Below are 23,832 nucleotides of genomic sequence, written 5' to 3'. Positions count from 1 at the left end.
CGGATCCGCGCCGCCCCTAGCGTTGAGGCATGGCGCGCGACGACGAACAGCCGGAGGACCTCTACACCGCCCCGATCACCCTCCCGGGTGCGGCAGGCGCCGACGGCGAAGACACCGATCTCGAAGTTCCCGAGATCAGCTACGACGAACAGCGCTACCCGGCACGCCCGCGGCGACTGCGGCCGCGCGACCAGTTCCGCGGCGGCAGCGTCCGCCGCAACATGACCGACCCGCGGACCGCGAACGGCAGCAACCCGTCGTATGTCGAGTGGCTCGTGCGGCAGTCGATGCTCAAGGATGCCGACGTGCTCGCGCGTCAGCTGTCGGGGCAGCCCGCCATGTGGCGGAATCCATACGCCCGTCCTGACGCGCGCCGGGCGATCTCGACGACGGACGTGTGGTTCACCGCCTATCCGATCTCGCTCATCACCCGCCCGGGGCAGTCGTTCCTCGCCGCCCTCGGCGACGACGCGCTGTGGTCGGTGTTCGAGCGCATCGGCATCACCGCGATCCACACGGGCCCGGTGAAGCGGGCCGGCGGCATCACCGACTGGCGCGAGACGCCCAGCGTCGACGGTCACTTCGACCGCATCAGCACGTCGATCGATCCCGCATTCGGCACCGAGGAGGAGTTCCGGAACCTCTGCGACGTCGCCGACGCGCACGGCGGCAGCGTGATCGACGACATCGTGCCGGGTCACACCGGCAAGGGGGCGGACTTCCGCCTCGCCGAGATGGGCTTCAAGGACTACCCGGGGATCTACCACATGGTCGAGATCCCGCCGGAGGACTGGCACCTGCTGCCCGACGTCCCCGAGGGATACGACAGCGTCAACCTCGACCCCGCGAACGAGCACGAGCTCGCCGAACGCGGTTACATCATCGGAGCGATGCAGCGGGTCATTTTCTACACCCCGGGGGTGAAGGAGACGAACTGGAGCGCCACGGCGCCCGTCATCGGCCCCGACGGCGCGACCCGGCGCTGGGTCTACCTGCACTACTTCAAGCAGGGTCAGCCGTCGATCAACTGGCTCGACCCGACCTTCGCCGGCATGCGGCTGGTGATCGGCGACGCGCTCCACTCGCTCGGCGAGCTCGGGACCAGCGCGCTGCGCCTCGACGCCAACGGCTTCCTCGGTGTCGAGAAGAGCGCGGAGGGCCTTCCCGCATGGTCGGAGGGGCACCCCCTCTCGCACGCGGCGAACCACATCATCGCGGGCATGGTCCGCAAGGTCGGCGGCTTCACGTTCCAGGAGCTGAACCTGACGATCGAGGACATCCGCGACACCGGAGCGGTGGGCGCCGATCTCTCGTACGACTTCATCGGACGCCCGGGCTACCACCACGCCCTGGCGACCGGTCAGACGGAGTTCCTCCGTCTCGCGCTGACCTCGTCGCTCGAGCTCGGCGTCGCGCCGGTGCAGCTCGTGCACGGCATGCAGAACCACGACGAGCTCACCTACGAGCTCGTGCACTGGGCGACGCGGCACGGCGACGACGAGTACCGCTTCCGCGGACGCGACATCACGGGCGGCGAGCTCGCGGAGGAGATCCGCGCCGACCTCACCGAGCACCTCACGGGCACGGCCGACTACAACCGCGTGTTCACGCAGAACGGCATCGCGTGCACGACGACGTCGCTCATCGCGGCATCCCGCGGCATCGCGCGCCTCGACGACATCACCGACGCCGACGTTCCCGGCATCCGCGACGCCCACCTGCTGCTGTGCGCGTACAACGCCTGGCAGCCCGGGGTCTTCGCCCTGTCGGGCTGGGATCTCGTCGGCATGCTGACGGTGCCCGCCGACGAGGTCGCCGACCTGCTGGGCGCGGGGGACACCCGCTGGATCGAACGGGGCGCGCACGACCTGCTCGACGCCGACCCGACCGCCATGCGCTCGGCATCGGGGATGCCGCGCGGCCGCGCCCTCTACGGAGCTCTGCCCGCGCAGCTCGACGATCCGGACTCGTTCGCGTCGCGGCTGTCGGGCATCCTCGACCTGCGCCGCGAGCACGGCATCGCGACCGCGTCACAGGTCGACATCCCCGAGGTCGCCCATGCCGGGATGCTCGTGCTCGTGCACCGGCTCGACGAGGGCGATCCTCACGCGGACGCCGCGATGCAGGTGACGGTGCTGAACTTCTCGCCCGAGCCGACGGAGGGCACCGTGCGCTCCGAGCAGCTCGTACCCCGCAGCGAGGTCTACGACGCCGCGTCGGGCGAGACCATCGGGCGCGTCGACGACCTGCAGAGCTTCAGCGTCTCGCTGCCCGGCTACGGCGCGAAGTTCCTGGTGCTCCGCGCTCCCGAGCCCGTCGAGGACTGAGTCCGCGATACATCCGTCGGATCGGTGGTGCTGGTGTCGCCTCGGCGGGCCGTTCGGTAGACACGGGCACCGTCGGACCGACGAACGTATCGGCGCATCCGCCGGGGGGCGGCGCCGCAGCCCGGCTCAGGCCAGGGCGGCGTCGATCCCGGCCAGCGGCACGGGTAGCCAGTCCGGTCGGTTCCGCGCCTCGTAGATGGACTCGTACACGGCCTTGTCGAGCACGAGAGCGCGCAGCAGCACCGGGTCGAGGTCGATCGCGCCGGGTGCGGCGCCGTAGGCCTCGATGAAGGCTGCGCGGCAGGCCGACGCCCATCCGATCGGGTCGGGGCCGTCGCCGACCGCGCCGGCGTAGTCGAACGACCGCAGCATCCCGGCGACATCTCGCGGCGGCAGATCGGGGATGGCGCGCTCGGCCATGGGCCGCAGCGGCTCGCCCTCGAAGTCGACGATGCGCCAGCCCCCGGCCGGAACTGCCAGCACCTGCCCGAGGTGGAGGTCGCCGTGGATGCGCTGGAGCCGCGGCCACGGGCGTGCGAGAGCCGCGTCGTACACGGCTCCGATCGCGTCCACGCGATCGGCCACGGCCGGAACCTCGTTGGCGGCGATCGACAGCCGTCGGCGCCATGCGGCTCCGGTCGCCGTGACCTGCTCCGCCGCGGCCTCCGTCGAATCGAGGGCTGCGCCGAGCGCGCCGTGCACGCCGGCGACCGCGATGCCGAGATCACGGGCCGCGTCGGTGAAGTCGCGATCCTCGCGGGCGGCCTCGAGAGCTACGGCCCAGCCGTCGCGGACGCCGCGGAGGAACTCCTGGGCGAACCCGAGCGTGCCGCGGGCTGCACCCGAGTCGCGCCCGATGTCGGGCCATTCGGCGTCGAGGCTCCCGAAGAAACGCGGGACGAAGGGCGAGCCGGCGTCGCTCAGCACGCGCTGCACGGTCACGTCGGGGTTCTCGCCGTGGTGGAGGGTCCGGAAGAGCTTGAGGATGATCGTCGGCTCGCCGTCGACGTCGTAGACGATCGAGGTGTTCGACTGCTCGCCCGTCAGCACGCGGGAGTCGGTCACGCGCGAGACGTCCACGCCCATCTCGGCCAGCGTCCCGATGGTGAACCCGGTGTGCGTCGCGGCGTCGACGAGGTAGTCGTCGCCGTCACGGGCGACCACGTCGTCGCCGTCCGCCGGAGCCGACACCCGGGCGAGCGGCACGTTGTAGAGCGTCGGCAGTGCGCCGGCGTCGTCCATGAGGAGGTAGCGCGTCGCCCCGCCGGGGGCGGGTTGCGCGTCGAGGATGCGGAACCGCGGTTCGTGACTCTTGCCGGCATACCACCGCTGTCGCGCCGCCCAGGCGCCGAGCTCGTCTGTCAATCGCACGGTCCCACACTGTCGGTTCGGAATCTCCGAGCAAAAGGGCTGGACGCGCGCGGGGGAGAGGCGTAATGCTCTGTTCCAACGCCGGCCCGCACATTCGCAGCGACGCGACCGATAGTGACCGGTGGAGCGGGGCACCCGAGAACCCCGCCCGCGGAGAGAGTATGTCCCTGCATGGCACGGTGAACACGCGGATGCGGCGCGCCCGCCGCATCCGCGTCATGGTCGGTCTCGGGTTGATCGCCGTGATCGCGACCCTCGTCTTCGTTCAGGTGGCCACGGGGTGGCATCTGCGGCAATTGCGGGTTCTCGCCTTCGCCGGGATCGTGGTGGTCGTCCTGCTCGCGGCGTTCGTCGCCGTGACGTTCGCGAACGGACGCCGCACGTCCGCACGCGCGGACGACGCCGACGGGATGCCGCACCCGCGTCTCGACGTCTAGGGGCGCGCCCCGGTCCCGAGGCCGGCCGGATCATCGATGAGGGGCGCGGGGCGGTTCGTCGCCGCATCGACGATGGGCGCGCGCATCACGGTGGCCGCGGCAATGGCCATGAGCACGGCGCCGAGAGCGTAGGGCGCCGCGTGTGCGACGACGGCGTAGAGCACGCCCGCGAGGATCGGGGCGATCGTGCCCATCGCCGCGGTGAGCGACTGGGTGACTCCGCCGAGCCAGCCCTGCTCGTGCGGACCGACCGCGTTCGACATGACACCGTCGAGCGCGGCCTGCGATGCCCCTTGCCCGGCGGCGAGCGCGAGGGCGCCGAGGACGAAGAGCCAGGGCTGCGCGATGAGTGAGGCGACGACGGCGAGGGCGACGAGCCCGGCTGCCTGGGCGGCGATGCCGGCGACGATGACGCCGCGTTCACCCATCCGGGGCAGCAGGAAGCCGAGAAGGACGCCCTGGACGACGATGTCGATCACACCGACGACGGCGATCAAGAGCCCGATGGCCGTCGGACCCCATCCGATCGAGTCGAGCGCGAGCACGCTGAAATTGTTGACGAAGAAGCCGAAGGGGAGGGCGAGGAGCGCGAACGCGATGAGCAGTCCGCGGAGCTCCGGGCGGACGAAGGCGCGGCGGAACACCGCGAACGGGTTGAGGTCCGATGCCGCGATCGCGGGGATGCGATTTCTGCGCTCGAGGCTCTCGGGCAGGAGGAAGACGCTGAGGGTCGCGATGAGGAACGAGATCCCGGCGGTCACGAAGACGGGCAGGGCGAGGTCGACCGCAGCGAGAAGACCGCCCAGGGCGGGGCCGACCATGGTGCCGATCCCGGAGAGGGCGCCCAGGAGGCCGAATCGCTGCGCGCGCTTCTCGGGTGGGGTGATGTCGGCGAGGTAGGCGAACAGCGCGGGCAGGTCTCCGGCCGTCGCCCCCTGGATGACGCGCGCGAGCAGCAGAACCCAGATCGCGCCGCCGATGCCGAAGAGAAGCATGCTCACCGCGGCCCCGAACGACGCGACGATGATCACTGGGCGGCGACCGAACCGATCGGACAGGCGACCGAGGAAGGGGGCCGCGATGAAGGCGCACAGCCCGTTGACGGCTTCGAGCGCGCCCACCCAGAGCGCGAGGTCTCCCTCGCCGGAGACGTAGCGCAGCACGACGAACGGGAGCACGGGGAGGACGACGGTCATGCCTGCCGTCGTGAGCGTCGTGAGCAGGATGAGCATCACCCATCGGCGGTCGGCGCCGGCGGGCTGCGGACGCGAGAAAACTGAAGTCATACCGAAACTGTATTGATACCAAGTTTGGTGTCAATACAGTTTTTCGTGCTCGCCGCCTAGGATCGACCTCATGAACCACACTGCGCCGCCGGGACGCCGCGAGCGCAAGAAGGCGGCCACGCGCAAACGGATCTCGGATGTCGCGACGATGATGTTCCTCGAGCGGGGTTTCGACGACGTCAGCATCCGTGAGATCGCCGACGCGGCCGATGTCTCTCCGACGACCGTCTTCGCGCACTTCAGTCAGAAGGAGGCGCTGGTCTTCGACGAAGACGACGAACAGCGCGAGCGCCTCGTCGCGGCCGTCCGGGACCGCCCCCCGGGAACGTCGATCTCCCGATCGATCCGTGACTACTACGCCCGTGAGATCCGCGCCGGAGCCGCCGAGCATGGCGATGACGTGGCGCGCGTGTTCATGGACTTCCTCAACGCCACGCCCGCGCTGCGCGATTACGCCGCGCGCATGTGGCTGCGCCACGAGGAGGCGCTCGCCGAGGCGGTCGCCGCAGAGCTCGGCGAGGCGCAGCCCGACCCCTACATCCGTGCGTTCGCGCGGTTCGTGCTCCAGATCCAGACGATGGTGAACGAGAGCGACGATCCCGAGGCGACGCTCGATGCCGGGTTCGCTGTGCTCGAGAACGGCTGGGCGGGTTTCGAACGGCGAGGTGAGGGGCGGTGAGCCGTCGCAAGTCGCTCGTGAACACCGTCGCCGACGATCTGCTCGACCGGATCATCGGGGGACGCTTCGCCCCGGGCGATGCCCTGCCGACCGAGGCGGAGATCGGCGTCGAGTTCGACGTCAGCCGCGTGACCGTGCGCGAAGCGCTCCGCACCCTGTCGGCGCGGGGCATCGTGCGGGTGGTGTCGGGGGTGGGGTCCCGCGTGGCTCCGGTCGAAGAGTGGGGCTCGGTGTCCGACGCTCTCCGGTTCCGGGCCGCACACGGTGATGACGCCCTGGTGGCGGAACAGCTCATCTCGACGCGCCGGATCATCGAATGCGAGGCAGCGGCTCTCGCTGCGCCGCTCATCGACGACGCCGCCCTGGCGGAGTGCGCGGCGTGCATCGACGAGATGGTCGCGGGAGCGACCGCGGCCGATGTCGATCGCTTCGTGGACGCCGATCTGCGCTTCCACGCCGTGATCCTCCGCGCCTCGGGCAACCTGTTCCTCGCCGTGCTGCTCGCGCCCCTGACCGAAGTGCTCGCCGAGCGCCGGACGCAGACATCGCGGGCGCCGGAGATCCAGCAGCACGCGATCGCCGAGCATCGCGGAGTCCTCGAGGCGTTGCGGACGGGCGACCCGGATGCCGCGAGGGCGGCGATGGACCAGCACCTGCAGCAGACGCTCGACGACTTCCGCCGCTACGTCGCAGGGTGAGCGCGCCTCACTCCGATTCCGGTTCGTCGTCGTCCACCGGCACCTCGTGACGCTGCTCCCACACGTCGGCCGCGTCGGCCTCCGTGCTCGGGGCGGGAATCTCGGGGGCCGCGCTGTCGTCGGCCGTGGCCGGCAGCTGCTGTTCCTCGGCGTCGGCGACAGGAACCTCGGTGCCGTGCTTTCGCTCGATGTCGGGCATGTCTGACTCCTCACGTTCGTGGTACCGGGTGACCAGTGATGCCAGCGTGCGATCCGCGAGGGGGTTGGCGCAAGCCCCGGGGCGATCTCGTCTCCGATGTTGACGGCGATGCCCGACTGCTGCATGCTGTCATACAGCTGACAGCAGCCGTCATCGGCTGACCTCACTCGACGACGAGGAGAACACGTGGCCCCCACGGTGCCCCTGCCCGATCTGCCGGCCGTCTCGCGCCCCGACCTCGATCTCCTGGCGGAGCGCATGGCCGACGGTCGTCGTGTGTTCGTCGTCCTCGACGACGATCCGACCGGGACGCAGTCGGTCGCCGACCTGCCGGTGCTCGGCGCGTGGGACGTGCCCGATTTCGCGTGGGCGTTCTCGTCCGGCGCTCCCGCGGTGTACGTCCTGACCAACTCGCGCAGCCTCGCGCCGGCGGAGGCCGAGCGCATCAACCGTGAGGTCGTGCGGGCGGCACTCGCGGCCGCGGAGACAGCGCGCGTGCGCGTCGACTTCGTCAGCCGCAGCGATTCGACGCTCCGCGGGCATTTCCCGCTCGAGCCCGACACCATCGCCGACGAGATCGGTCGCTCCGGGGCGCTCGCTCCGACGAACGTCGTCGTCGTGCCCGCCTTCCCGGATGCCGGACGCGTGACGGTCCGCGGCGTCCATGGCATCCTGTCGGACGAGGGCTTCACTCCCATCGGCGAGACGGAGTTCGCCCGCGACTCGACCTTCGGCTTCCGCGCATCGCGGCTGGCGGACTGGGTGGCGGAGAAGACGGGCGGCGCCATCCCGGCTGCGGACGTCGTCGAGGTCACGGTCGATGACCTCCGCGCGGGGACGGCAGCCGTGGCGGCGGTGCTGCGCGCCGCCCCGGCGGGGGCTCCCATCGTGGTCGATGCGGTCGTGGAGGAGGACCTCGTCGAGCTGGCGCTCGGTCTCGAGGCGGTGGAGGCCGAAGGCCGATCGTTCGTCTACCGGGTGGGACCGCCCTTCGTCCGAGCCCGCATCGGCCAGCGCCGCCGGCCGCCCGTCGACGCCGCCGAGCTGAGCGTCGACCATGCGACCCGCGGGGGACTGGTCATCGTCGGCTCGCACGTCGGTCTCACCAGCCGCCAGCTCGCCGACCTCGTGCGTCGCCGCCCGCTCGAGGCGGTCGTGGAGCTCGACGTCCCGCGACTGCTCGATCCCTCCGAACGGCGAGCCGAACTCGACCGCGCCTGCGCGACCATCGCCACCGCGCTGCTGCGCGGCGATGTCGTGCTGCACACCAGCCGCACGCTCGTCCGCACCGACGACCCCGACGAGAGCCTCGACATCTCCCGTCAGGTCTCGGGAGCCGTCGTCGAGGTCGTCCGAACGGTCGTCGCACGGGTCACGCCCCGTTTCGTGATCGCGAAGGGCGGCATCACCTCGAGCGACGTCGCCACGCGCGGGCTCGAGATCCGGCGCGCGCGGGTCCGCGGTTCGCTCTTCCCCGGCATCGTGTCCGTCTGGGAAGCAGCCGACGGGCCGGCATCCGGAATCCCCTACATCGTGTTCGCCGGCAACGTCGGCGACGACGGGTCGCTCACCGCCGCTGTCGAGCGGCTCTCGCTGACGCCCGCACATTCCGCCTGAGACGAAGGAGCACGGTCGAAATGAACGACAACACCACGGTTGCGGTACTGGGGCTCGGCGCTATGGGCCTGCCGATGGCCGCCCGCCTGGCGGAGACTTTCCGTGTCCGCGGCTTCGACATCGCCCCCACCCGGCTCGCACTGGCCGCTGAAGCGAACGTGACCCCGGCTGCTTCCGCCGCGGAGGCTGCGGCGGGTGCGCAGGTCGTCCTGGTGGCGGTGCGCGACTCCGCTCAGCTCGCGGATGTCCTGTTCGGGGATGCCGGCATCGTCGACGCCCTCGCCGAGGGAGCGGTCGTCGTTCTCACGAGCACCGTCGGAACCGACGGGGTCGCCGACGTCGCGGCCTCGCTCGCGCAGCGGGGCATCGGCCTCGTCGACGCCCCGCTGAGCGGTGGCCCGGTCCGGGCGCGAGAGGGCGATCTGCTGATCGTCGTCGGGGCCGACCCCCGAGCCCTCGCGGTCGCGAGGCCCGTCCTGGAGGCGCTCGCGTCGACGCTCACCATCGTGGGCGAGCGCGCCGGCGACGGTCAGGCGCTGAAGACCGTCAACCAGCTGCTGTGCGGTGTGCACATCGCTGCAGCCGCCGAGGCGCTCGCGCTCGCCGACCGCCTGGGGCTCGACCTCGAACGCACACTCGAGGCGCTGCAGGTCGGGGCCGCCGCGTCGTTCATGCTCGGAAACCGCGGCCCGCGCATGCTGCAGGCCTGGGACGACGAGGGCGCCGAGGTGCTCAGTCGCCTCGACATCTTCGTCAAGGACATGGGCATCGTCGGCGCCGCCGCGCGGCGGGCGGGACTCCCGGCGCCGCTCGCCGCTGCGGCCGAGCAGAGCTACCTCCTCGCACAGGCTCAGGGCCTCGGTGAGGCGGACGATTCCGCCGTGATCCGGCTCTCCGCCCCTGCGCGCCGCGGCTGAGGCCGATCTTGCGGATTTCTTGCGGTTGCTCGGTGTGCGCGTTGCGTATTCCTTGCGGTCGATCGCCGAACATCGAAGAACACCCGGTCACGGGGACGTTGCCCGAACGACGTCCCCGGGCCGGGTTCTCTCGTTGAGTGCTTTTCGCGGAACGCGCAAGTGCCTCGGCTTCTGGGGCCCGTCGGCCTAGCGTCGAGGAATGAGCGATCAGAGCATCCCCACACCCGACGAGCCGACCTTCCCCGCCCCCGCCGAGCCGACCGTTCCCGTTCCCGCCGAGCCGACGGCGCCGGCGCCCGTCGAGCCGTCGGCCCCGACTCCGCCGGCGTCGCCGGAGCCCGCGGCCGAGACGCCGGGTGCGACCGACACGCTGGGCGGCACCGAGGGCGGCGGCGAGGGCTCGCCGGTCAAGGATCCCGACACGTGGGTCACCGGCGATGAGCCCATGACGGGCCCGCAGCGGAGTTACCTCGACACGCTGGCGCGCGAGGCGGGCGAAGAGTTGCCGGGCACCCTCACCAAGGCCGAGGCGTCCGAGCAGATCGACCGCCTGCAGGACGCCACGGGGCGCGGCGCGTAACTACGACCCGGCGTCCGCGTTCCCCTGCGGACGAGCCGACCGCACACGGAACCACAGGCTCAGCTCCCGGGCGGCGCGCAGCGTCGCGCTCGGGTCGTCCGAGCCCTCGAGGTCGTCGAAGGTGTCGCGGAACCCCGTCGGGGCGTCGCCCGTCGTCTCGGCGATCGGCTGATAGCCCATCGTCCACTCGCGGAACTCGCGGTGGGCGATGGGCTGCTCGATGAGGACCCGCATGTCGGAGTGGCGGGAGTCCTGCCGGATGGTCGCGAGCAGATCGCGGACGGCGGGCTCGGGTCCCTCGAGCACCTGCACGAACCGGCCGCCGCGGTACAGCAGCATCCCGGTCAGGTCTCGCGCCGCGTTGGACGCCCGGCTCTGCGCGAGGAGCGCCGCCAGGTCGTCGTCGCCGAAGGGCGCGCGGGCGTTGCTCGTGTAGAGGATCGAGAGCAGGCCCTCGGAGGTCGAGGTCATCGGATCTCCCGGAGTTCGATGGGCGGTTCTTCGGCCGCGATGCCGGGCGTCGCTCGCAACGCGAGCGTGCGCATCGCCGCGGTCAGGTCGGAGAACGATCCGGCGCAGGCCGACCGTGAGTCGTAGGCGAGGTACCGGCCGTCGGGCTGCCGGTCGATGTAACCCACGAACTCGCCGGTGCGGCTTCCGACGTGGAACCCGTCCTCGACGCGAGCCCAGACGATTCCGGTTCCGGTCACCGCGCGGCCTCGGGGCGGGGTACCCACACGAGGGCTCCCGCTGCGATGAAGGTCGCCGCGCCGGCGACGTGCGCGGCCAGCCAGACCGGCTGGTCGAGCGAGAAGGGGTACACCGGGTTCCACAGCACCGCGATAGCCGCCATCGGCAGCGCCCACCACCACTGCCGCGCCTGGATCGCGAACCACGCGATGATGAGCGCGAGGATCGCGACGACGAACGTGATGACCATCGCGAACTCGCCACCGATGAGCGGGATTCCGGCCACGAGCGCAGCGGCCCCGAGGATGCCGGGGGCGAGCGCGTTGCGCTGGCGCAGCGGCGGGTCGGCGGGGCGGGCGGATCTCGAAGCCATGCGGACGTTTCTCTCGGGACGGATGACGCGAGGTCGCGCGTCTTCTCGATCGTACGAGTTCAGCGCGCGGGCCGACCGGCGCTTGACGCCACGCCGGAATCCGTCATGGCGGCGTCGGCGCCGGTCATGACGGGGACCGGATCCGACAGCAGCGCGGCGAACGCGGTCTCGGCGGCGCCGACGAGCAGGCGGTCGTCTCCCAGCTCGGCGGTGCGCACGAGCGGCGCCGAGCCGGAGATCGTCTGACGGGCGACCGCGTCGGCGAAGCCGTCGACGTCGGTCTCGACGAGCGGCGCGAGGAAGCCGCCGAGGACGACGACAGCGGGATCGAGGACGTTGACCGCGCTCGCTACGGCGGACGCGAGGATGCGGCGCTGCCGATGCACCTCGGCGCGCGCCGCCGGATTCGCGGCGCCGTGGACCGCCGCCCGCAACTCGGCGTCGTCGGCGCCGGGCAGCCCGAGCGAGGCGATCAGACGGTGCCGGCTCACTTCGTCTTCGAGGGCGGCGCGTTCACCGGATCGCCGGTCCGCGGCATCCTCGAAGATCGCCGGATTGTGCCCGAACTCCCCCGCGAGGCCTCGCGCGCCGCCGACGAGTCCGCCGCCGACGACGAGCCCGCCGCCGATGCCGCTCGCTCCGCCGTTGAGGTAGATCACGTCGGCGACGCCGCGCGCGGCGCCGAAGAGGTACTCGGCGTGCGCGCCGTACGAGGCATCGTTGCCCACGGTCGTCGGAGTGCCCGTCGCGGCGGTGACGAGATCGGCGAGCGGGGCGTCCGTCCACCGCAGGTGCGGCGCGTGCACGACCAGGCCGGCAGCCGGGTCGACGAGCCCGGGGACGGCGACACCGACCCCGATGACCCTGGTCGTGGCGAGCGGCCCGCTGCGCCATTCCTCGATCGTCGCGGCGATCAGTGACGCCAGCGCGTGCGGCGTGATGAGGGTCGTCGTGACTGCGCGGCGGCGCGCGTGGATCCGGCGGTCGAGGCCGACGGCGGCGAGTGTCACCGCATCGACCTCGGGGTTCACGGCGACAGCGACCACATCGGGGCGGGCCGTGATGACGGGGGACGGGCGCCCGATCCGACCCTCGGCAGCGCCGGCGGTCTCGGTGACGAGGCCCAGGCGCGCGAGCTCGGCGGTCAGCGCTCCGATGGTCGAGCGGTTGAGGCCGAGGTCCGCGGTGAGCGCGGCCCGCGAGATCGGACCGTCGCGGTGCACGACGACGAGCATCCGGGCGAGGTTCACTCGCCGGACGAGTTCGGCGGTTCCGGGCGCGACACTCACGGCATCAGCCTACGAGAACACAGTTTGTTGACGTAATAGACAAACCGACCTACGCTGAGGTCGCAGCAATCGAAGCGAAGGAGCACGCATGCGCACCCCGACCCCGGCCGACAAGTTCACCTTCGGCCTCTGGACCATCGGCTACAACGGAACCGACCCGTTCGGCGGACCGACCCGGCCGCCCCTCGACGTCGTTCACGCCGTCGAGAAGCTCGCCGAGCTCGGGGCCGCGGGGCTGACGTTCCACGACGACGACCTGTTCGCGTTCGGGTCGAGCGAGAGCGAGCGGCAGACGCAGATCGATCGCCTCAAGGGCGCGCTCGCCGACACCGGCCTGACCGTGCCCATGGTGACCACCAACCTCTTCAGCGCCCCGGTCTTCAAGGACGGCGGCTTCACCTCGAACGACCGCGCGGTGCGGCGCTTCGCGATTCGCAAGGTGCTGCGTCAGATCGACCTCGGCGCCGAGCTCGGCGCCGAGACCTTCGTCATGTGGGGCGGCCGCGAGGGTGCCGAGTACGACTCGGCGAAGGATGTCCGACAGGCGCTGGAGCGCTACCGCGAGGCCGTGAACTTCCTCGGCGACTACGTCGTCGAGAAGGGCTACAACCTGCGTTTCGCGATCGAGCCCAAGCCGAACGAGCCGCGCGGCGACATCCTGCTTCCGACCGTGGGTCACGCCCTCGCCTTCATCGAGTCGCTCGAGCGTCCCGAGCTCGTCGGCCTGAACCCCGAGGTTGGACACGAGCAGATGGCGGGCCTGAACTTCGCGGCCGGCATCGCGCAGGCGCTGTACCACGGCAAGCTCTTCCACATCGACCTCAACGGTCAGCGCGGCATCAAGTACGACCAGGACCTCGTCTTCGGTCACGGCGACCTGCACAATGCGTTCGCGCTCGTCGACCTGCTCGAGAACGGCGGCCCGAACGGCGGCCCCGCGTACGACGGACCCCGCCACTTCGACTACAAGCCGAGCCGCACCGAGGACGAGACCGGCGTCTGGGACTCCGCCGCCGCGAACATGCGCACCTACCTGCTGCTCAAGGAGCGGGCTGCGGCGTTCCGCGCCGACCCGGAGGTGCAGGAGGCGCTCGAAGCGGCGCGCGTTCCGGAGCTCGCCCAGCCGACCTTCGGCGAGGGTGAGACCTACGACGACTTCGTCGGTGACCGCTCGGCCTACGAGGACTTCGACGCCGACGCGTACCTCGGCGGCAAGGGCTTCGGCTTCGTCCGCCTGCAGCAGCTCGCGACCGAGCACCTGCTCGGCGCACGCTGACGCCGGCGCCGCGAGAGTCCCCTAACCCGAGAGAAGAGGATGCCGGCATGACGCTGGTCATGGGTGTCGACTCGTCGACCCAATCGTGCAAGGTCGTGATCGTCGACGCCGAGACCGGTCGGGTCGTCCGGGAGGGGCGTGCGCCCCACCCGGACGGCACGAGCGTCGACCCCGAGTCGTGGTGGACCGCCCTGCAGGCGGCGATCGAGCTCGCGGGCGGGATGGCGGACGTTCAGGCCTGGTCGATCGGCGGCCAGCAGCACGGCCTCGTCGCGCTCGACCAGCGGGGCGCCGTCGTGCGCGACGCGCTGCTGTGGAACGACACCCGTTCGGCGCAGGCGGCATCCGATCTCGTGGCCGAATACGGCGCCGACCGGCTCGCCGAGCGCACCGGACTCGTTCCGGTCGCCTCGTTCACCATCAGCAAGCTGCGGTGGTTGCGCGAGCACGAGCCGGAGAACGCCGCGCGGACCGCGGCGGTGGCCCTTCCGCACGACTGGCTGACCTGGCGCCTGCGCGGCTTCGGCCCGGTTTCCGACGGCACGGGCGGGGCCGCCGCGCTGGCCGAGCTCGTCACGGATCGTTCCGACGCCTCGGGAACCGGCTACTGGAGTGCGGTCACGGGCGAGTACGACCGGGAGCTGCTCGTAGCCGCTCTCGGGCACGACGCCGTGGTTCCGCGGGTCCTCGCCGCGGACGAGTGGGTCGAGGATCAGGGCGGCCGCCGGGTCGCCGCGGGCGCCGGCGACAACGCGGCATCCGCTCTCGGTGTCGGCGCGGGCGTCGGCGACGTCGTCGTCTCGATAGGCACGTCCGGCACGGTCTTCGCCGTGAGCGAGACGCCCGCGGTCGATGCCACCGGGACCGTCGCGGGCTTCGCCTCGGCGGACGGGCACCACCTGCCGCTCGTATGCACGCTCAACGCCGCTCGCGTGCTCGACGTCGTCGCCGCCCTGCTGGGGGTCGACCACGACGGCCTGTCGCGCCTCGCGCTGTCGGCCGAGCCCGGGGCGGGAGGGCTGACGCTCGTGCCGTACTTCGAGGGCGAGCGCACGCCGAATCTGCCGGATGCGACGGCCTCGCTGACCGGGATGACGCTCGCCTCGACCACGCGGGAGAACCTCGCCCGTGCAGCGGTCGAGGGGATGCTGGCAGGCCTCGGCGCCGGACTGGACGCGCTGCGCGACCAGGGCGTGCCGCTGCGGCGCGTGCTGCTGGTCGGCGGGGGAGCGCGGTCGGCAGCCGTGCAGCAGATCGCCCCCGCGGTCTTCGGACTCGACGTCGAGGTGCCCGCGCCAGGCGAGTACGTCGCGCTCGGCGCGGCCGAGCAGGCCCGCCGCGTCGCCGCGGCGGGTGCCCGTTAGATCGCCTCAGACATGGTCGCGCCAGGAGTGCTTCGGCTCGTAGCCCAGAAGCCGCCGGGCTTTCTCGGTCGAGAAGAGCGACTCGTTCGTTCCGAGGTCGCCGCGGATCTCGACGCCGGGGAACACCTCGGCCACGAGCTCCGCGTTCGGGCGTGACATGACGGTGTCGGCGGCGGCGATGAGGAACCGATCGAAGCCGGCCGGTGCGTTCTCGAGCGCGCGCAGCACGGCCTGGGCGCCGTCGCGCGCGTCGATGTAGCTCCACACGTTCCACTTGCGACGCATCGGGTCGGCGTCGAACGACGGGAACTCGGCGTAGTCCTCGGGCACCATGACGTTCGAGAAGCGCAGTGCGGTGATCGAGAGGCCCGGGTGCCAGCGCACGAGCTCGATCGCGAGCTGCTCCTCGAGGTGCTTCACGAGCGAGTACACCGACTCGGGGCGCGCGGGATACTCCTCGTCGACGGGGATGTACGGCGGCGGCACGTCGAACGGCAGCCCCTGCACCGTCTCGCTCGAGGCGTAGACGACGCGGTCGATGCCGAGTCGCGTCGCGGCGTGGAAGACGTTGAAGGTCGCCGCCATGTTGTTGTGGAACGTCGCGATGTCGGGACGGATCCCGGGAGCGGGCACCGCGCCGAGATGCACGATCGCGTCGACGCCGTCGTGGCGATCGCCGACCGAGCCGAAAGCGTCGACGACCTGGCCGTAGTCGGTCAGATCGATCTGCACGAACGCGGGCCCGCGTGTGCCGATCACGTCGAAGCCGATGACCTCGTGCCCCGCCGCCGTGAGTTCACGAGCGACGACCGTGCCGAGTTTTCCCGATGATCCCGTCAGTGCGATCCGCATGGGAACAGCGTCGCACACGGATGCCCACCCCGGGGCGGCTAGGCTCGATCCTCATGGCTGCCGGGGCGACGATCCACACGTTCGATGCGACGCTCGCCGACGTCGACCGAGGCGTGTACGAGTCGTTCGCGCTGCGCGTCGCGCGGCATCCTTCCGAGACCGACGCCTTCATGCTGACCCGGTTGCTGGCGTACTGCCTCGAGTACGAGGAGGGCATCGACTTCACCGAGGGGATCGCCGCGAAGGACGAACCCGCCGTGCTCGTGCGCGACCTGACCGGATCGATCGTCGCTTGGATCGAGGTGGGGGCGCCGGATGCCTCGCGGCTGCACCTCGGGAGCAAGCAGGCCGACCGCGTCGCGGTCTACACCCAGCGCAACCCCGGCCCCATCGTGGCCGCGTGGGCGGGGAAGAAGATCCACCGCGTCTCGGAGATCGCCCTTCACAGCTTCGAGCCGGGCTTCATCGACACGCTCGTCTCGGCGCTCGACCGCCGCAACACCGTGACGGTCTCGGTCACCGAGCGCCACCTCTACGTCGAACTCAACGGTGTCACCGCCGAGTCCGACGTCATCACTCAGCCCGCGGGCTGAATGCCTGCCTCACCGGGAGCCTCCGGCGCAGCGGAGGAGGTCGGGGCCTCGGACACGAAGACGTCGACTCCGGCATCGGTGAGGACGAACTGCAGCGCCGTACCGACGGGATAGCGCTCGAGGAGCTCTTCGGGCTGATCGTCCCAGACGATGAAGGAGACGGCCGCGGAGAACGCGCCGGCCGAGCAGCCCTGATACGACGATCCGCTGACGGAGCCGTCGCCCTGGTCGTCGTCGATGCGCGCGACCGACAGGCAGATGTTGTCCCCTCCCCGCCAGATGTCCGTGGTGCGGAATACCGACAGGCCGAGAAACTTCTCGAACGACCCCGCCTCGACCCCGTCGCCATACGGGCGCATGAAGTCGGGGATCTCCTCGCCCGTCGGCAGCAGCGTCGTGACGTGCGAGACTCCCGCGTCCGGCGGCAGCGCGGTCGCGGTCGAGGCGCTGCGGGCCGTCGCGAACGCGGTGATCCCGACCGAGACGACCGCCACCGCGACGAGCGAACCGGCCCAGATGAGCAGCGGGCGCAGCCGTCGCGCGCGGGGAGCCGTCGGCCCCGCGTCGTCATCCCGGGACTCGTCGGTCTGCGACTCGTCAGCCCGCGGATCGTCGGATCGGGGCGTAGCCAGGTCGGGGATCCCATCGATGATCGGCGGACGCACGGGCTCCGGATCGGGTTCAGGCGCGTGCGCGTGCGGCATCCGGTCTTCGCGTTCGCGCGCCTCCAGCTCCGCCAGCCGAGCCAGGGCGGCGGGATCGTCGGCGATGTCGCCGCCCGGCGCGTAGGCGCGGACGCGGAGGGCCCGGAGCTCCGCGGCAACTCCCTCGTCCATCCCTGCATCGTGACATATTCCGCGAGTCGTGGGGGCGGCCAACCTCACCGGTTTCGTCGACTGACGCGCCGCGCTCCGTTAGCATTCCAGCCATGGCACCCCTGCGCGCCCCGGTGCGCCTGGATCGCCCACGTCTCCTCTCGGCGCTCGCATCGCCGGCGCCCCTGGTCGCCCTGCTCGGGCCGGACGGGGCGGGGGCGAGCACTCTGCTCCGGCAGTTCGCAGAGGGGCGTCGCGACGTCACGTGGGCCGGAGACGGGCGGATACCGGACGAGGTCTCACGCACGCTCATCATCGATGACGGCGACTCCCTCTCTCCCGGCGCATGGGAACGACTGCGACAGCTGCGAGCCACCAGGCCCGACCTGATCGTGCGTCTCGCCGTGAGGAGCGCCCGCGCTGTGCCCGTGGCCTGGGACGTGGAGTGGGTGCGCGATCTCGCGTTCACCCTCGACGAGACGATCACCTACGTCGCCGCGCGCGGCTCCCACCTGGATCCTCGCGCGGTGCAGGCGGCGACGGGTGGGCTGCCGGCGGCCGTCGTCGCGGTCGTCGAGGCGAACGTCACCGACCCCGCGGCGGTCCAGCTCGTGCTGGCGCGGCTGGCGCCGCATCCGCTTCCTGCCACGTCGGCGGCGCTGGCCGTGCCCGAGTTCCTCACCCCCCGGCTGGCTGCACAGCTCGGCGGAGGCGACGACGTCATCGAACGGGCCGAACGGACGGGGCACGGCGAATGGCGCACCGACGACGGGACGCTGATCTTCGCCCTCACGGCGCCGATACGAGCCGCCACGCTCGCCGCCGCGCCCATCGCAGCGGAGGACCAGCGCGCCATCCGTCATCGGGCCGCCCGTGCGCTCCTTCAGGAGGGGGCGGGGCTGGGGGCGGTCGTCGAAGGCGCGGCGGCCGACGCGCTCGACATCGTCGATGCTGCGCTGCGCCGCGACGGGCTCAAGCTGCTCTGGGGGAACGGCGCGCGCATCGCAGCAGCCCTCCGTCCGATCCCGTTGCTGCAGCTGCGTCGCTGGCCCGTCATCGCCCTCGCCCAGGCACTCATCCTCAACGCCCGCCGGGAGCACCGGGTACGCGCGGCCGAGCTGCTCGGCGTCGCGCTGCTCGGTGTGCAGACGGGGCAGAGCGAACCGGCCGACCGTGCGCTGCTGCGGATCATCGAGTCGGTCGCCCGCCGCCTCACCGGGGTCGGAGACCGTGGTGTTCGAGCCGCACGTCTGGCCGCGCAGACCCTCGACGAACTGCCTCCCGACGACCTCGAGCAGCTGCGCGGACTGCGGGGCGACCTCCACGCGCACGCGGCGATCAGCCTGCTGTACGGGGGAGACGACCGAGCCGCGGGCGATCAGTTCGAGCAGGCGCTCGCCACGGCGACCCGGCCCAGCGTCGAACTCCTCGCTTACGGCGGGTTGGCCCTCATCCAGGCGAGCGCCGGTGAGCTCCCGGCCGCGCAGAGCTGGGTCGAGCAAACGCTCGCGCGCCCCTGGCCTGACGACATCCTCGACGAGTATCAGGGCAGTCTGCTGCGGATCGCCGAGAGCCGGCTGGCGCTCGAACGCGGCGATGCCGCCGCAGCAGAGGCCGCCGTCGCGACCATCTGGCCGATCATCGACACCATCGAGCACTGGCCGGCGCTCGGCGCCGCGCGCGCATGGGCCGACATCTCGGCGGGGCGCCCCGTCGAAGGCCTCGAGCGGCTGCGGTCGCTGCGGTCGCGACGTGGCAGGAGGATGTCGGCGAGCTCGCCGGCCGCACGCATGCTCGACGCCACCGAGAGCATGCTCGCTCTCGCCGCGGCGGATCTCGCGTCAGCGCGACGCCTCGCGTCACGCCCGTCGGACCGCGCCGAGGTCGTGCTCGCCGCGGCGCGGGTCGCGGTCTTCGATCGGCAGCACGAGCGCGCTCTCAAGCTTCTCAACGCTGTCATGACGCGCACACCTCGGCAGCGGACCGAGGCAGCCGCGCTGGAGGCGATCCTGCTCCACCGTCTCGGTCGCGTCGACGAGGCTCGAGCGCTCGCCGGCCGCGCGGGAGCCCTCGCCCGCACCTACGGGTTGCGCACCCCGTTCCTCATCCTTCCCGCCGCCGAGCACGACCTGTTCCAGGGTGACGTCGACGACCTGCCCGCTCCGGTCACGATCGCGGGCGTCGCCCCGCAGCTCACGACGCGAGAGAGCATCGTCGCTCGTCACCTCGTCGACACGGCGAACATGGAAGAGATCGCCGCGCGCCTTCACGTCTCCATCAACACCGTGAAGTCGCAGCGACGCTCCCTCTATCGCAAGCTCGGCGCCTCGTCGCGTGAGGAGGCCATCGCCGCCGCCCTCGCTTACGGCCTTCTGGCGGGGGCCGATCCGACCCGGGCGATGATCGCGGTCGATGACAGCGCGGCCAGCGCCGCGAGGACGAAGAGGACACCGTAGGAGCCCGAGCCGAGGATCAGCACGAGCCCGGCCAGGGCGGGGGCGAGCGTCTGCGGCACGATGGTCGCCAGACCCAGCAGACCGAGGTCTCGTCCCGAATCGTCCCGTGACGGCAGGACGTCGATCATCAGGGCCAGGTCAGCGGCCAGATACACGCCGCGTGCCGCACCGCCCACCACGGCGAACGCCACGAGCCCTGCGACGTTCGGGGCGGCGACGGGGATCAGCAGGGATGCCGCAAGGACGGCGCTCGCCGCCACGACCCAGGGGACCCGGCGCCGGATCCAGAGTGCCCCGGCGAGCGAGCCGCAGATCAGGCTGACGATGTGGAGACCGATGACGAGGCTCGCGGTCCGGCCGGCTTCCTCGACCGACGCGCCCGTGAAGTCCATCACGATATAGAGCAGATACCCCATCACCAGCTGGTGACCCAGCACCAGGGCGAATCGGGCTGAGAAGACGAGCCGGAGGTCGCGCGACGCCCAGGCCTCACGGGCCGGGACGCGTGTCGTGGTCCCTGCGCTGGACCGGTCGGGGTTGGCCACCACGAACCCGACCGACGCGACGAGCAGTCCGGCCGCCAGGGCCAGGTACACCGCGTGCGGCGCCGCGACTCCCAGCCCGGCACCCGCCGCGCCGGCAGCGAGTCCGCCGGCGGCCCCCATCCCGAAGAACGCCGCCGCTCGGGGCCGCCGCGAAGGCTCCACCCGATCCGCGAGCACAGCATCGAGCGGAGCCTCCACGACGTTGAGCAGCGGTTGCAGCACGAGCCACCCGAGCACCACGGCCCCTGCCGACTCGGCGTATCCCAGCGCCACCATGACGGCGGCGCTGCCCGCTGCCCCCGCGACGATCCACGGCGCTCGTCGGCCCCGCCATGAGCGTGTGCGGTCGGAGGCCGCTCCCGCCAGCGGATGGACGACGAGCGTGAGCAGCGACGACGCGGTGAGCGCGACGGCGAGGATGGCGTCCTTGTTCGCGGCATCCGCTCTCGCGATCTGGGCCGGGACGAGCACGCCCGCCACAGCTCCGTAGACGGCGTTCAGCGCGAGCGCGGCCAGGAGCAGCGACCAGAGGAGCCGGGTGTGCACCAGAGCATTCTGGTGCGCGACGGCGGGTCACGGCGAAGCGGGGATGAAATCCGAGGTGAAGTTCGCCGTCATCGCGCGTCGCCAGCGCGCCGGGGCCGCCAGGGTCGAGCGCGATGCGCGTTCGCTGCGCTCGCACAGTCGCTGCCCGAGCAGCTGTGCCCCCGACCCGAAGGATGACCGTGAAAGACCTGCGTCCAGATTCACCGCCGCCGCGACGACGTCGCGCCCGTCACGCTGCGAGAGGCCTGCTCGCCGCGGCCCTGTCGTCGGCCCTCGCTCTCGGCGGATCCGTCGCCGCTCAGGCCGTCGAGTCGGACGTGCCGCCGTCGACGAATCCGCCGCTGAGCGAACGCTGCGACATGAGCATCGCGATCAGCGTCGACCTGTCCAACTCCGTGACGGACGCGCAGCTCGCGCAGACCCGCTCCGAGCTCGCCGGGCTGGCGCAGGCCCTGGAGGGGTACCCGCTCGCGCTCGCCGTTCACAACTTCGCCTCGAACGCGCCGGCGACCACGGGCGCCGCGAACGCGCCGCTGCCCCTGACCTCGCTCGCCGATGAGGCCGGAGTCGCCGCCGTCAGCACGTACGTCAACGGCATCCAGCGTCCGGCCAGCGCTCAGGGCGGCACGAACTGGGACCGCGGATTCGCCGCCGTCACCGCGTCGCCGGAAGACTATGACGCGCTCATCTTCCTCACGGACGGCAACCCGACTCAGCACGGCAGCCCGGCGCGCGGACCCGGTAACAGCACCGACCGCGCCGTCATGGACGCCTCGGTCCGCAGCGCGAACGACCTGAAGGCGACGGGAACCCGGATCGTGCCGATCGGTGTGAGCGACAACCTCTCCGGCCAGGCGCTCGCCGACTTCCGCGAGCACATCCGCCAGGTCTCCGGGCCGGCGGAGGGCTCCGATTACTACATCGCCGGATTCTCCGCGCTGCAGCGCACTCTGATCGACATCGTCAACGAGAACTGCGTCTCGATCGCGCTGGAGAAGACCGGTGTGCTCGCAGACGGCGATCACGGAGTCGCCGGAGACACGGTCGACTACGCCTTCACGATCACGAACAACGGCGGCGTGACGCTGACCGATGTGACGCTCACCGACCCCAAGCCGGGCTTGTCGTCGATCCGCTTCGGCGCATGGCCGGGCGCCCCCGGCGTGCTCGACCCCGGCCAATCGGTGCCGGCGACCGCGACGTACACGGTGACGGATGCCGATGTCGCCGCGGGCAGCATCGAGAACGTCGCGACCGCGACCGGGACGCCACCCGCCGGTGCCCCCGTGTCGGATGAGGCGCCCGCGCTGGTCGCACTGCCCGACCCGGTTCCCGCGATCTCGCTCGAGAAGACCGGTGCCCTGGTCGGCGACGCGATCGCATACACCTTCACCGCGACCAACACCGGCGACGTGACGCTGACGGACGTGTCGATCACCGACGCCCTGCCGGGCCTGTCCGGCATCTCGTACGGTGCGTGGCCGGGGGCCTCGGGCGTGCTTGCTCCGGGTCAGTCGGTCATCGCGACCGCGACGTACGCGCTGACGCAGGCCGACCGTGACGCGGGCATCGTCGAGAACACGGCCACCGTGGTCGGCACGCCGCCGACGGGCGGCCCCGTCACCGACGAGGACGAGTTCGATGCGCCCGTGCCGCAGGCACCCGGCATCCTGCTCGAGAAGACCGGCGCGCTCGAGGGCGACATCGCGACCTACACCTTCGTCGTCCGAAACGCCGGCGATGTCACCCTCCGCGACGTGTCCGTCACCGATGCCCTCCCGGGTCTGTCAGCCGTCGCCTACGGTTCCTGGCCGGACACCGCGGGCGTGCTGGCCCCGGGCCAGTCGGTCACCGCGACGGCGACGTACACGCTGACGCAGGCCGACCGTGACGCGGGGCTCGTCGACAACACCGCCACCGCGACGGGCACCCCGCCGACCGGTGACCCGGTCACCCACGAGGACGAGTTCGAGTTGCCGGTTCCGCAGGCTCCCGGCATCGCCCTCGTCAAGACGGGTGTCCGGGAGGGAGGCGAGCTGACCTACTCGTTCACCGCGACCAACACCGGCGACGTGACGCTGACGGACGTCGCGATCGTCGACGAGCTGCCGGGTCTCTCCGAGCTCTCGTACGGTGACTGGCCTGCTTCGGCCGGTGTGCTCGCCCCGGGCCAGTCGGTGACGGCGACAGCGACCTACACGCCGACGCAGGCCGACCGCGATGCCGGCCTCGTCGAGAACACCGCATCCGTCACCGGCACGCCGCCGGCCGGCGATCCGGTGACCGACGAGGACGAGTTCGACCAGCCGCTCCCGCAGGGGCCCGCCATCGAGCTGACGAAGAGCGGGGAGCTCGACGGCGACCGCATCCGCTACACCTTCACGGTGACGAACGCCGGCGACGTGACGCTGCGCGACGTCGCGATCCAGGACGGGCTCCGCGGCCTGTCGGAGATCGCGTTCGGCGCCTGGCCCGGAGCGCATCACGTGCTCGCGCCCGGAGAGTCGGTGACGGCGACCGCCGTGTACACGGTGACCACGAGCGATCGCGTGGCCGGTGAAGTGATCAACACCGCTACCGTCACGGCGACCCCGCCGGCCGGCGACCCGGTGACCGATGACGACACCGTGCGCACCGCGGTGGGCGCGCTCGCCGCGACCGGTGCCGGGAGCGAGCAGCTGATGCGGCTCGCCCTGTTCGCCGGTCTGACGATCGCTCTCGGCGCGGCAGCCGTGATGCTGCGACGCCGGACGCGGGCCTGACAGCCGCCGAGGCCCCCGCGACGCACCCGACGTCGTGGGGGCCTCGGCCTGTGTCAAGCGTTCAGCGCATCCCGAGCGGATGCCGCTATTTTTATGCGATGACGCATCGAGCCTCGAAGGCCTCCGATTCCGACAGTCCCGGCGCCCGGGTGACCCCGGG

The 23,832-nt window shown here is 71.6% G+C and carries 22 protein-coding genes; 12 read left to right on the top strand and 10 right to left on the bottom strand.

The annotated features are described in order from the left end of the window. Positions 1–29 precede the first annotated feature (29 nt). The gene (gene treS, locus VC184_RS14460) at positions 30–2,327 is read left to right on the top strand and encodes a maltose alpha-D-glucosyltransferase (protein WP_323986716.1); all 2,298 of its coding nucleotides are present in this window, start codon (positions 30–32) and stop codon (positions 2,325–2,327) included. Positions 2,328–2,453: 126 nt separating this feature from the next. Here the strand turns inward: treS and VC184_RS14455 are convergent, their stop codons facing one another. Then, positions 2,454–3,698 carry a maltokinase N-terminal cap-like domain-containing protein gene (locus tag VC184_RS14455; RefSeq protein ID WP_274179288.1) on the bottom strand — a complete coding sequence of 415 codons (1,245 nt, stop codon included), beginning with the start codon at positions 3,696–3,698 and terminating at the stop codon, positions 2,454–2,456. Positions 3,699–3,859: 161 nt separating this feature from the next. On the opposite strand from VC184_RS14455, the gene VC184_RS14450 reads away from it, so the two are divergent. Then, a complete protein-coding gene (locus VC184_RS14450) occupies positions 3,860–4,135 on the top strand; it encodes a hypothetical protein (RefSeq protein ID WP_114588784.1) in 276 nt (91 codons plus the stop codon). On the opposite strand, the gene VC184_RS14445 is transcribed toward VC184_RS14450, so the two are convergent. Continuing rightward, the gene (locus VC184_RS14445) at positions 4,132–5,421 is read right to left on the bottom strand and encodes an MFS transporter (protein ID WP_274179287.1); all 1,290 of its coding nucleotides are present in this window, start codon (positions 5,419–5,421) and stop codon (positions 4,132–4,134) included. The two genes, VC184_RS14450 and VC184_RS14445, sit on opposite strands and share 4 nt — an antisense overlap. A 70-nt stretch (positions 5,422–5,491) precedes the next feature. Between VC184_RS14445 and VC184_RS14440 the strand changes: the two genes are divergently transcribed. Both VC184_RS14440 and VC184_RS14435 read left to right on the top strand, forming a co-directional pair. Continuing rightward, positions 5,492–6,100, top strand: coding sequence for a TetR/AcrR family transcriptional regulator (locus tag VC184_RS14440; protein WP_274179286.1), 609 nt, complete (start codon positions 5,492–5,494; stop codon positions 6,098–6,100). After that, the gene (locus VC184_RS14435; protein WP_323986715.1) at positions 6,097–6,798 is read left to right on the top strand and encodes a FadR/GntR family transcriptional regulator; all 702 of its coding nucleotides are present in this window, start codon (positions 6,097–6,099) and stop codon (positions 6,796–6,798) included. The genes VC184_RS14440 and VC184_RS14435 overlap by 4 nt, the downstream gene beginning before the upstream one ends. Positions 6,799–6,805: 7 nt before the next feature. Here VC184_RS14435 and VC184_RS14430 read toward each other — a convergent pair whose 3' ends face one another. Further along, entirely contained in the window at positions 6,806–6,997 is a 192-nt protein-coding gene (locus tag VC184_RS14430; RefSeq protein ID WP_274179284.1) for a hypothetical protein, read from the bottom strand. A 186-nt stretch (positions 6,998–7,183) separates the two neighbouring features. Between VC184_RS14430 and VC184_RS14425 the strand changes: the two genes are divergently transcribed. The 3 genes from VC184_RS14425 (at position 7,184) to VC184_RS14415 (ending at position 10,111) form a co-directional block, all read left to right on the top strand. After that, positions 7,184–8,614 carry a four-carbon acid sugar kinase family protein gene (locus VC184_RS14425; RefSeq protein ID WP_323986714.1) on the top strand — a complete coding sequence of 477 codons (1,431 nt, stop codon included), beginning with the start codon at positions 7,184–7,186 and terminating at the stop codon, positions 8,612–8,614. A 20-nt stretch (positions 8,615–8,634) separates the two neighbouring features. Further along, positions 8,635–9,531, top strand: coding sequence for an NAD(P)-dependent oxidoreductase (locus tag VC184_RS14420; RefSeq protein WP_282501604.1), 897 nt, complete (start codon positions 8,635–8,637; stop codon positions 9,529–9,531). A 370-nt stretch (positions 9,532–9,901) separates the two neighbouring features. Further along, complete coding sequence (locus VC184_RS14415; protein WP_274179344.1) at positions 9,902–10,111, top strand: DUF3072 domain-containing protein; 210 nt, start codon at positions 9,902–9,904, stop codon at positions 10,109–10,111. Here VC184_RS14415 and VC184_RS14410 read toward each other — a convergent pair whose 3' ends face one another. From VC184_RS14410 to VC184_RS14395, 4 genes are read right to left on the bottom strand one after another with little or no spacing between them, the layout of a single operon-like run. Then, on the bottom strand, positions 10,112–10,582 hold the full coding sequence (locus VC184_RS14410; protein ID WP_282501603.1) for a BLUF domain-containing protein: 471 nt from the start codon (positions 10,580–10,582) through the stop codon (positions 10,112–10,114). Then, entirely contained in the window at positions 10,579–10,821 is a 243-nt protein-coding gene (locus VC184_RS14405) for a hypothetical protein (RefSeq protein ID WP_274179280.1), read from the bottom strand. The genes VC184_RS14410 and VC184_RS14405 overlap by 4 nt, the downstream gene beginning before the upstream one ends. Next, positions 10,818–11,174, bottom strand: a complete 357-nt coding sequence (locus VC184_RS14400) for a DUF6804 family protein (RefSeq protein ID WP_274179279.1) — start codon at positions 11,172–11,174, stop codon at positions 10,818–10,820. The genes VC184_RS14405 and VC184_RS14400 overlap by 4 nt, the downstream gene beginning before the upstream one ends. Before the next feature lie 59 nt (positions 11,175–11,233). Further along, complete coding sequence (locus VC184_RS14395) at positions 11,234–12,463, bottom strand: ROK family transcriptional regulator (RefSeq protein WP_323986713.1); 1,230 nt, start codon at positions 12,461–12,463, stop codon at positions 11,234–11,236. An 88-nt stretch (positions 12,464–12,551) separates the two neighbouring features. On the opposite strand from VC184_RS14395, the gene xylA reads away from it, so the two are divergent. Both xylA and xylB read left to right on the top strand, forming a co-directional pair. Next, entirely contained in the window at positions 12,552–13,739 is a 1,188-nt protein-coding gene (xylA, locus tag VC184_RS14390; protein ID WP_114588790.1) for a xylose isomerase, read from the top strand. Between the two features lie 47 nt (positions 13,740–13,786). Continuing rightward, positions 13,787–15,103: a xylulokinase gene (gene xylB, locus VC184_RS14385; RefSeq protein ID WP_274179277.1), complete on the top strand. Its 1,317-nt coding sequence runs from the start codon at positions 13,787–13,789 to the stop codon at positions 15,101–15,103. A 6-nt stretch (positions 15,104–15,109) separates the two neighbouring features. On the opposite strand, the gene VC184_RS14380 is transcribed toward xylB, so the two are convergent. Next, positions 15,110–15,955 carry an NAD-dependent epimerase/dehydratase family protein gene (locus VC184_RS14380; RefSeq protein WP_274179276.1) on the bottom strand — a complete coding sequence of 282 codons (846 nt, stop codon included), beginning with the start codon at positions 15,953–15,955 and terminating at the stop codon, positions 15,110–15,112. A gap of 53 nt (positions 15,956–16,008) precedes the next feature. On the opposite strand from VC184_RS14380, the gene VC184_RS14375 reads away from it, so the two are divergent. Further along, a complete protein-coding gene (locus VC184_RS14375) occupies positions 16,009–16,548 on the top strand; it encodes a YaeQ family protein (RefSeq protein WP_269268216.1) in 540 nt (179 codons plus the stop codon). On the opposite strand, the gene VC184_RS14370 is transcribed toward VC184_RS14375, so the two are convergent. Continuing rightward, entirely contained in the window at positions 16,533–17,384 is an 852-nt protein-coding gene (locus VC184_RS14370; protein WP_323986712.1) for a hypothetical protein, read from the bottom strand. The genes VC184_RS14375 and VC184_RS14370 overlap by 16 nt on opposite strands. Before the next feature lie 92 nt (positions 17,385–17,476). Between VC184_RS14370 and VC184_RS14365 the strand changes: the two genes are divergently transcribed. Then, positions 17,477–19,819 carry a helix-turn-helix transcriptional regulator gene (locus tag VC184_RS14365; RefSeq protein ID WP_323986711.1) on the top strand — a complete coding sequence of 781 codons (2,343 nt, stop codon included), beginning with the start codon at positions 17,477–17,479 and terminating at the stop codon, positions 19,817–19,819. Here the strand turns inward: VC184_RS14365 and VC184_RS14360 are convergent. Then, positions 19,726–20,910 carry an MFS transporter gene (locus VC184_RS14360; RefSeq protein ID WP_274179273.1) on the bottom strand — a complete coding sequence of 395 codons (1,185 nt, stop codon included), beginning with the start codon at positions 20,908–20,910 and terminating at the stop codon, positions 19,726–19,728. The two genes, VC184_RS14365 and VC184_RS14360, sit on opposite strands and share 94 nt — an antisense overlap. 179 nt (positions 20,911–21,089) lie before the next feature. Here VC184_RS14360 and VC184_RS14355 point away from each other — a divergent pair, with 179 nt between their 5' ends. Then, the gene (locus VC184_RS14355) at positions 21,090–23,672 is read left to right on the top strand and encodes a DUF7507 domain-containing protein (RefSeq protein WP_323986710.1); all 2,583 of its coding nucleotides are present in this window, start codon (positions 21,090–21,092) and stop codon (positions 23,670–23,672) included. Positions 23,673–23,832 lie beyond the last annotated feature (160 nt).

This window comes from Microbacterium plantarum, from assembly GCF_035231185.1.
Classification (GTDB): domain Bacteria; phylum Actinomycetota; class Actinomycetes; order Actinomycetales; family Microbacteriaceae; genus Microbacterium; species Microbacterium plantarum.
Note: the sequence above shows the minus strand (reverse complement) of the source record. Positions and strands in the feature narration are given on the sequence as shown.

Excerpts from the sequence above, each read along its gene's own strand:
- VC184_RS14440 (WP_274179286.1), top strand. The coding sequence starts at position 5,492 with ATGAACCACACTGCGCCGCCGGGACGCCGCGAGCGCAAGAAGGCGGCC.
- VC184_RS14410 (WP_282501603.1), bottom strand. The coding sequence starts at position 10,582 with ATGACCTCGACCTCCGAGGGCCTGCTCTCGATCCTCTACACGAGCAAC.
- treS (WP_323986716.1), top strand. The coding sequence starts at position 30 with ATGGCGCGCGACGACGAACAGCCGGAGGACCTCTACACCGCCCCGATC.
- VC184_RS14370 (WP_323986712.1), bottom strand. The coding sequence starts at position 17,384 with ATGGACGAGGGAGTTGCCGCGGAGCTCCGGGCCCTCCGCGTCCGCGCC.
- VC184_RS14450 (WP_114588784.1), top strand. The coding sequence starts at position 3,860 with ATGTCCCTGCATGGCACGGTGAACACGCGGATGCGGCGCGCCCGCCGC.
- xylA (WP_114588790.1), top strand. The coding sequence starts at position 12,552 with ATGCGCACCCCGACCCCGGCCGACAAGTTCACCTTCGGCCTCTGGACC.
- VC184_RS14380 (WP_274179276.1), bottom strand. The coding sequence starts at position 15,955 with ATGCGGATCGCACTGACGGGATCATCGGGAAAACTCGGCACGGTCGTC.
- VC184_RS14430 (WP_274179284.1), bottom strand. The coding sequence starts at position 6,997 with ATGCCCGACATCGAGCGAAAGCACGGCACCGAGGTTCCTGTCGCCGAC.
- VC184_RS14400 (WP_274179279.1), bottom strand. The coding sequence starts at position 11,174 with ATGGCTTCGAGATCCGCCCGCCCCGCCGACCCGCCGCTGCGCCAGCGC.
- xylB (WP_274179277.1), top strand. The coding sequence starts at position 13,787 with ATGACGCTGGTCATGGGTGTCGACTCGTCGACCCAATCGTGCAAGGTC.
- VC184_RS14375 (WP_269268216.1), top strand. The coding sequence starts at position 16,009 with ATGGCTGCCGGGGCGACGATCCACACGTTCGATGCGACGCTCGCCGAC.
- VC184_RS14445 (WP_274179287.1), bottom strand. The coding sequence starts at position 5,421 with ATGACTTCAGTTTTCTCGCGTCCGCAGCCCGCCGGCGCCGACCGCCGA.
- VC184_RS14420 (WP_282501604.1), top strand. The coding sequence starts at position 8,635 with ATGAACGACAACACCACGGTTGCGGTACTGGGGCTCGGCGCTATGGGC.
- VC184_RS14365 (WP_323986711.1), top strand. The coding sequence starts at position 17,477 with ATGGCACCCCTGCGCGCCCCGGTGCGCCTGGATCGCCCACGTCTCCTC.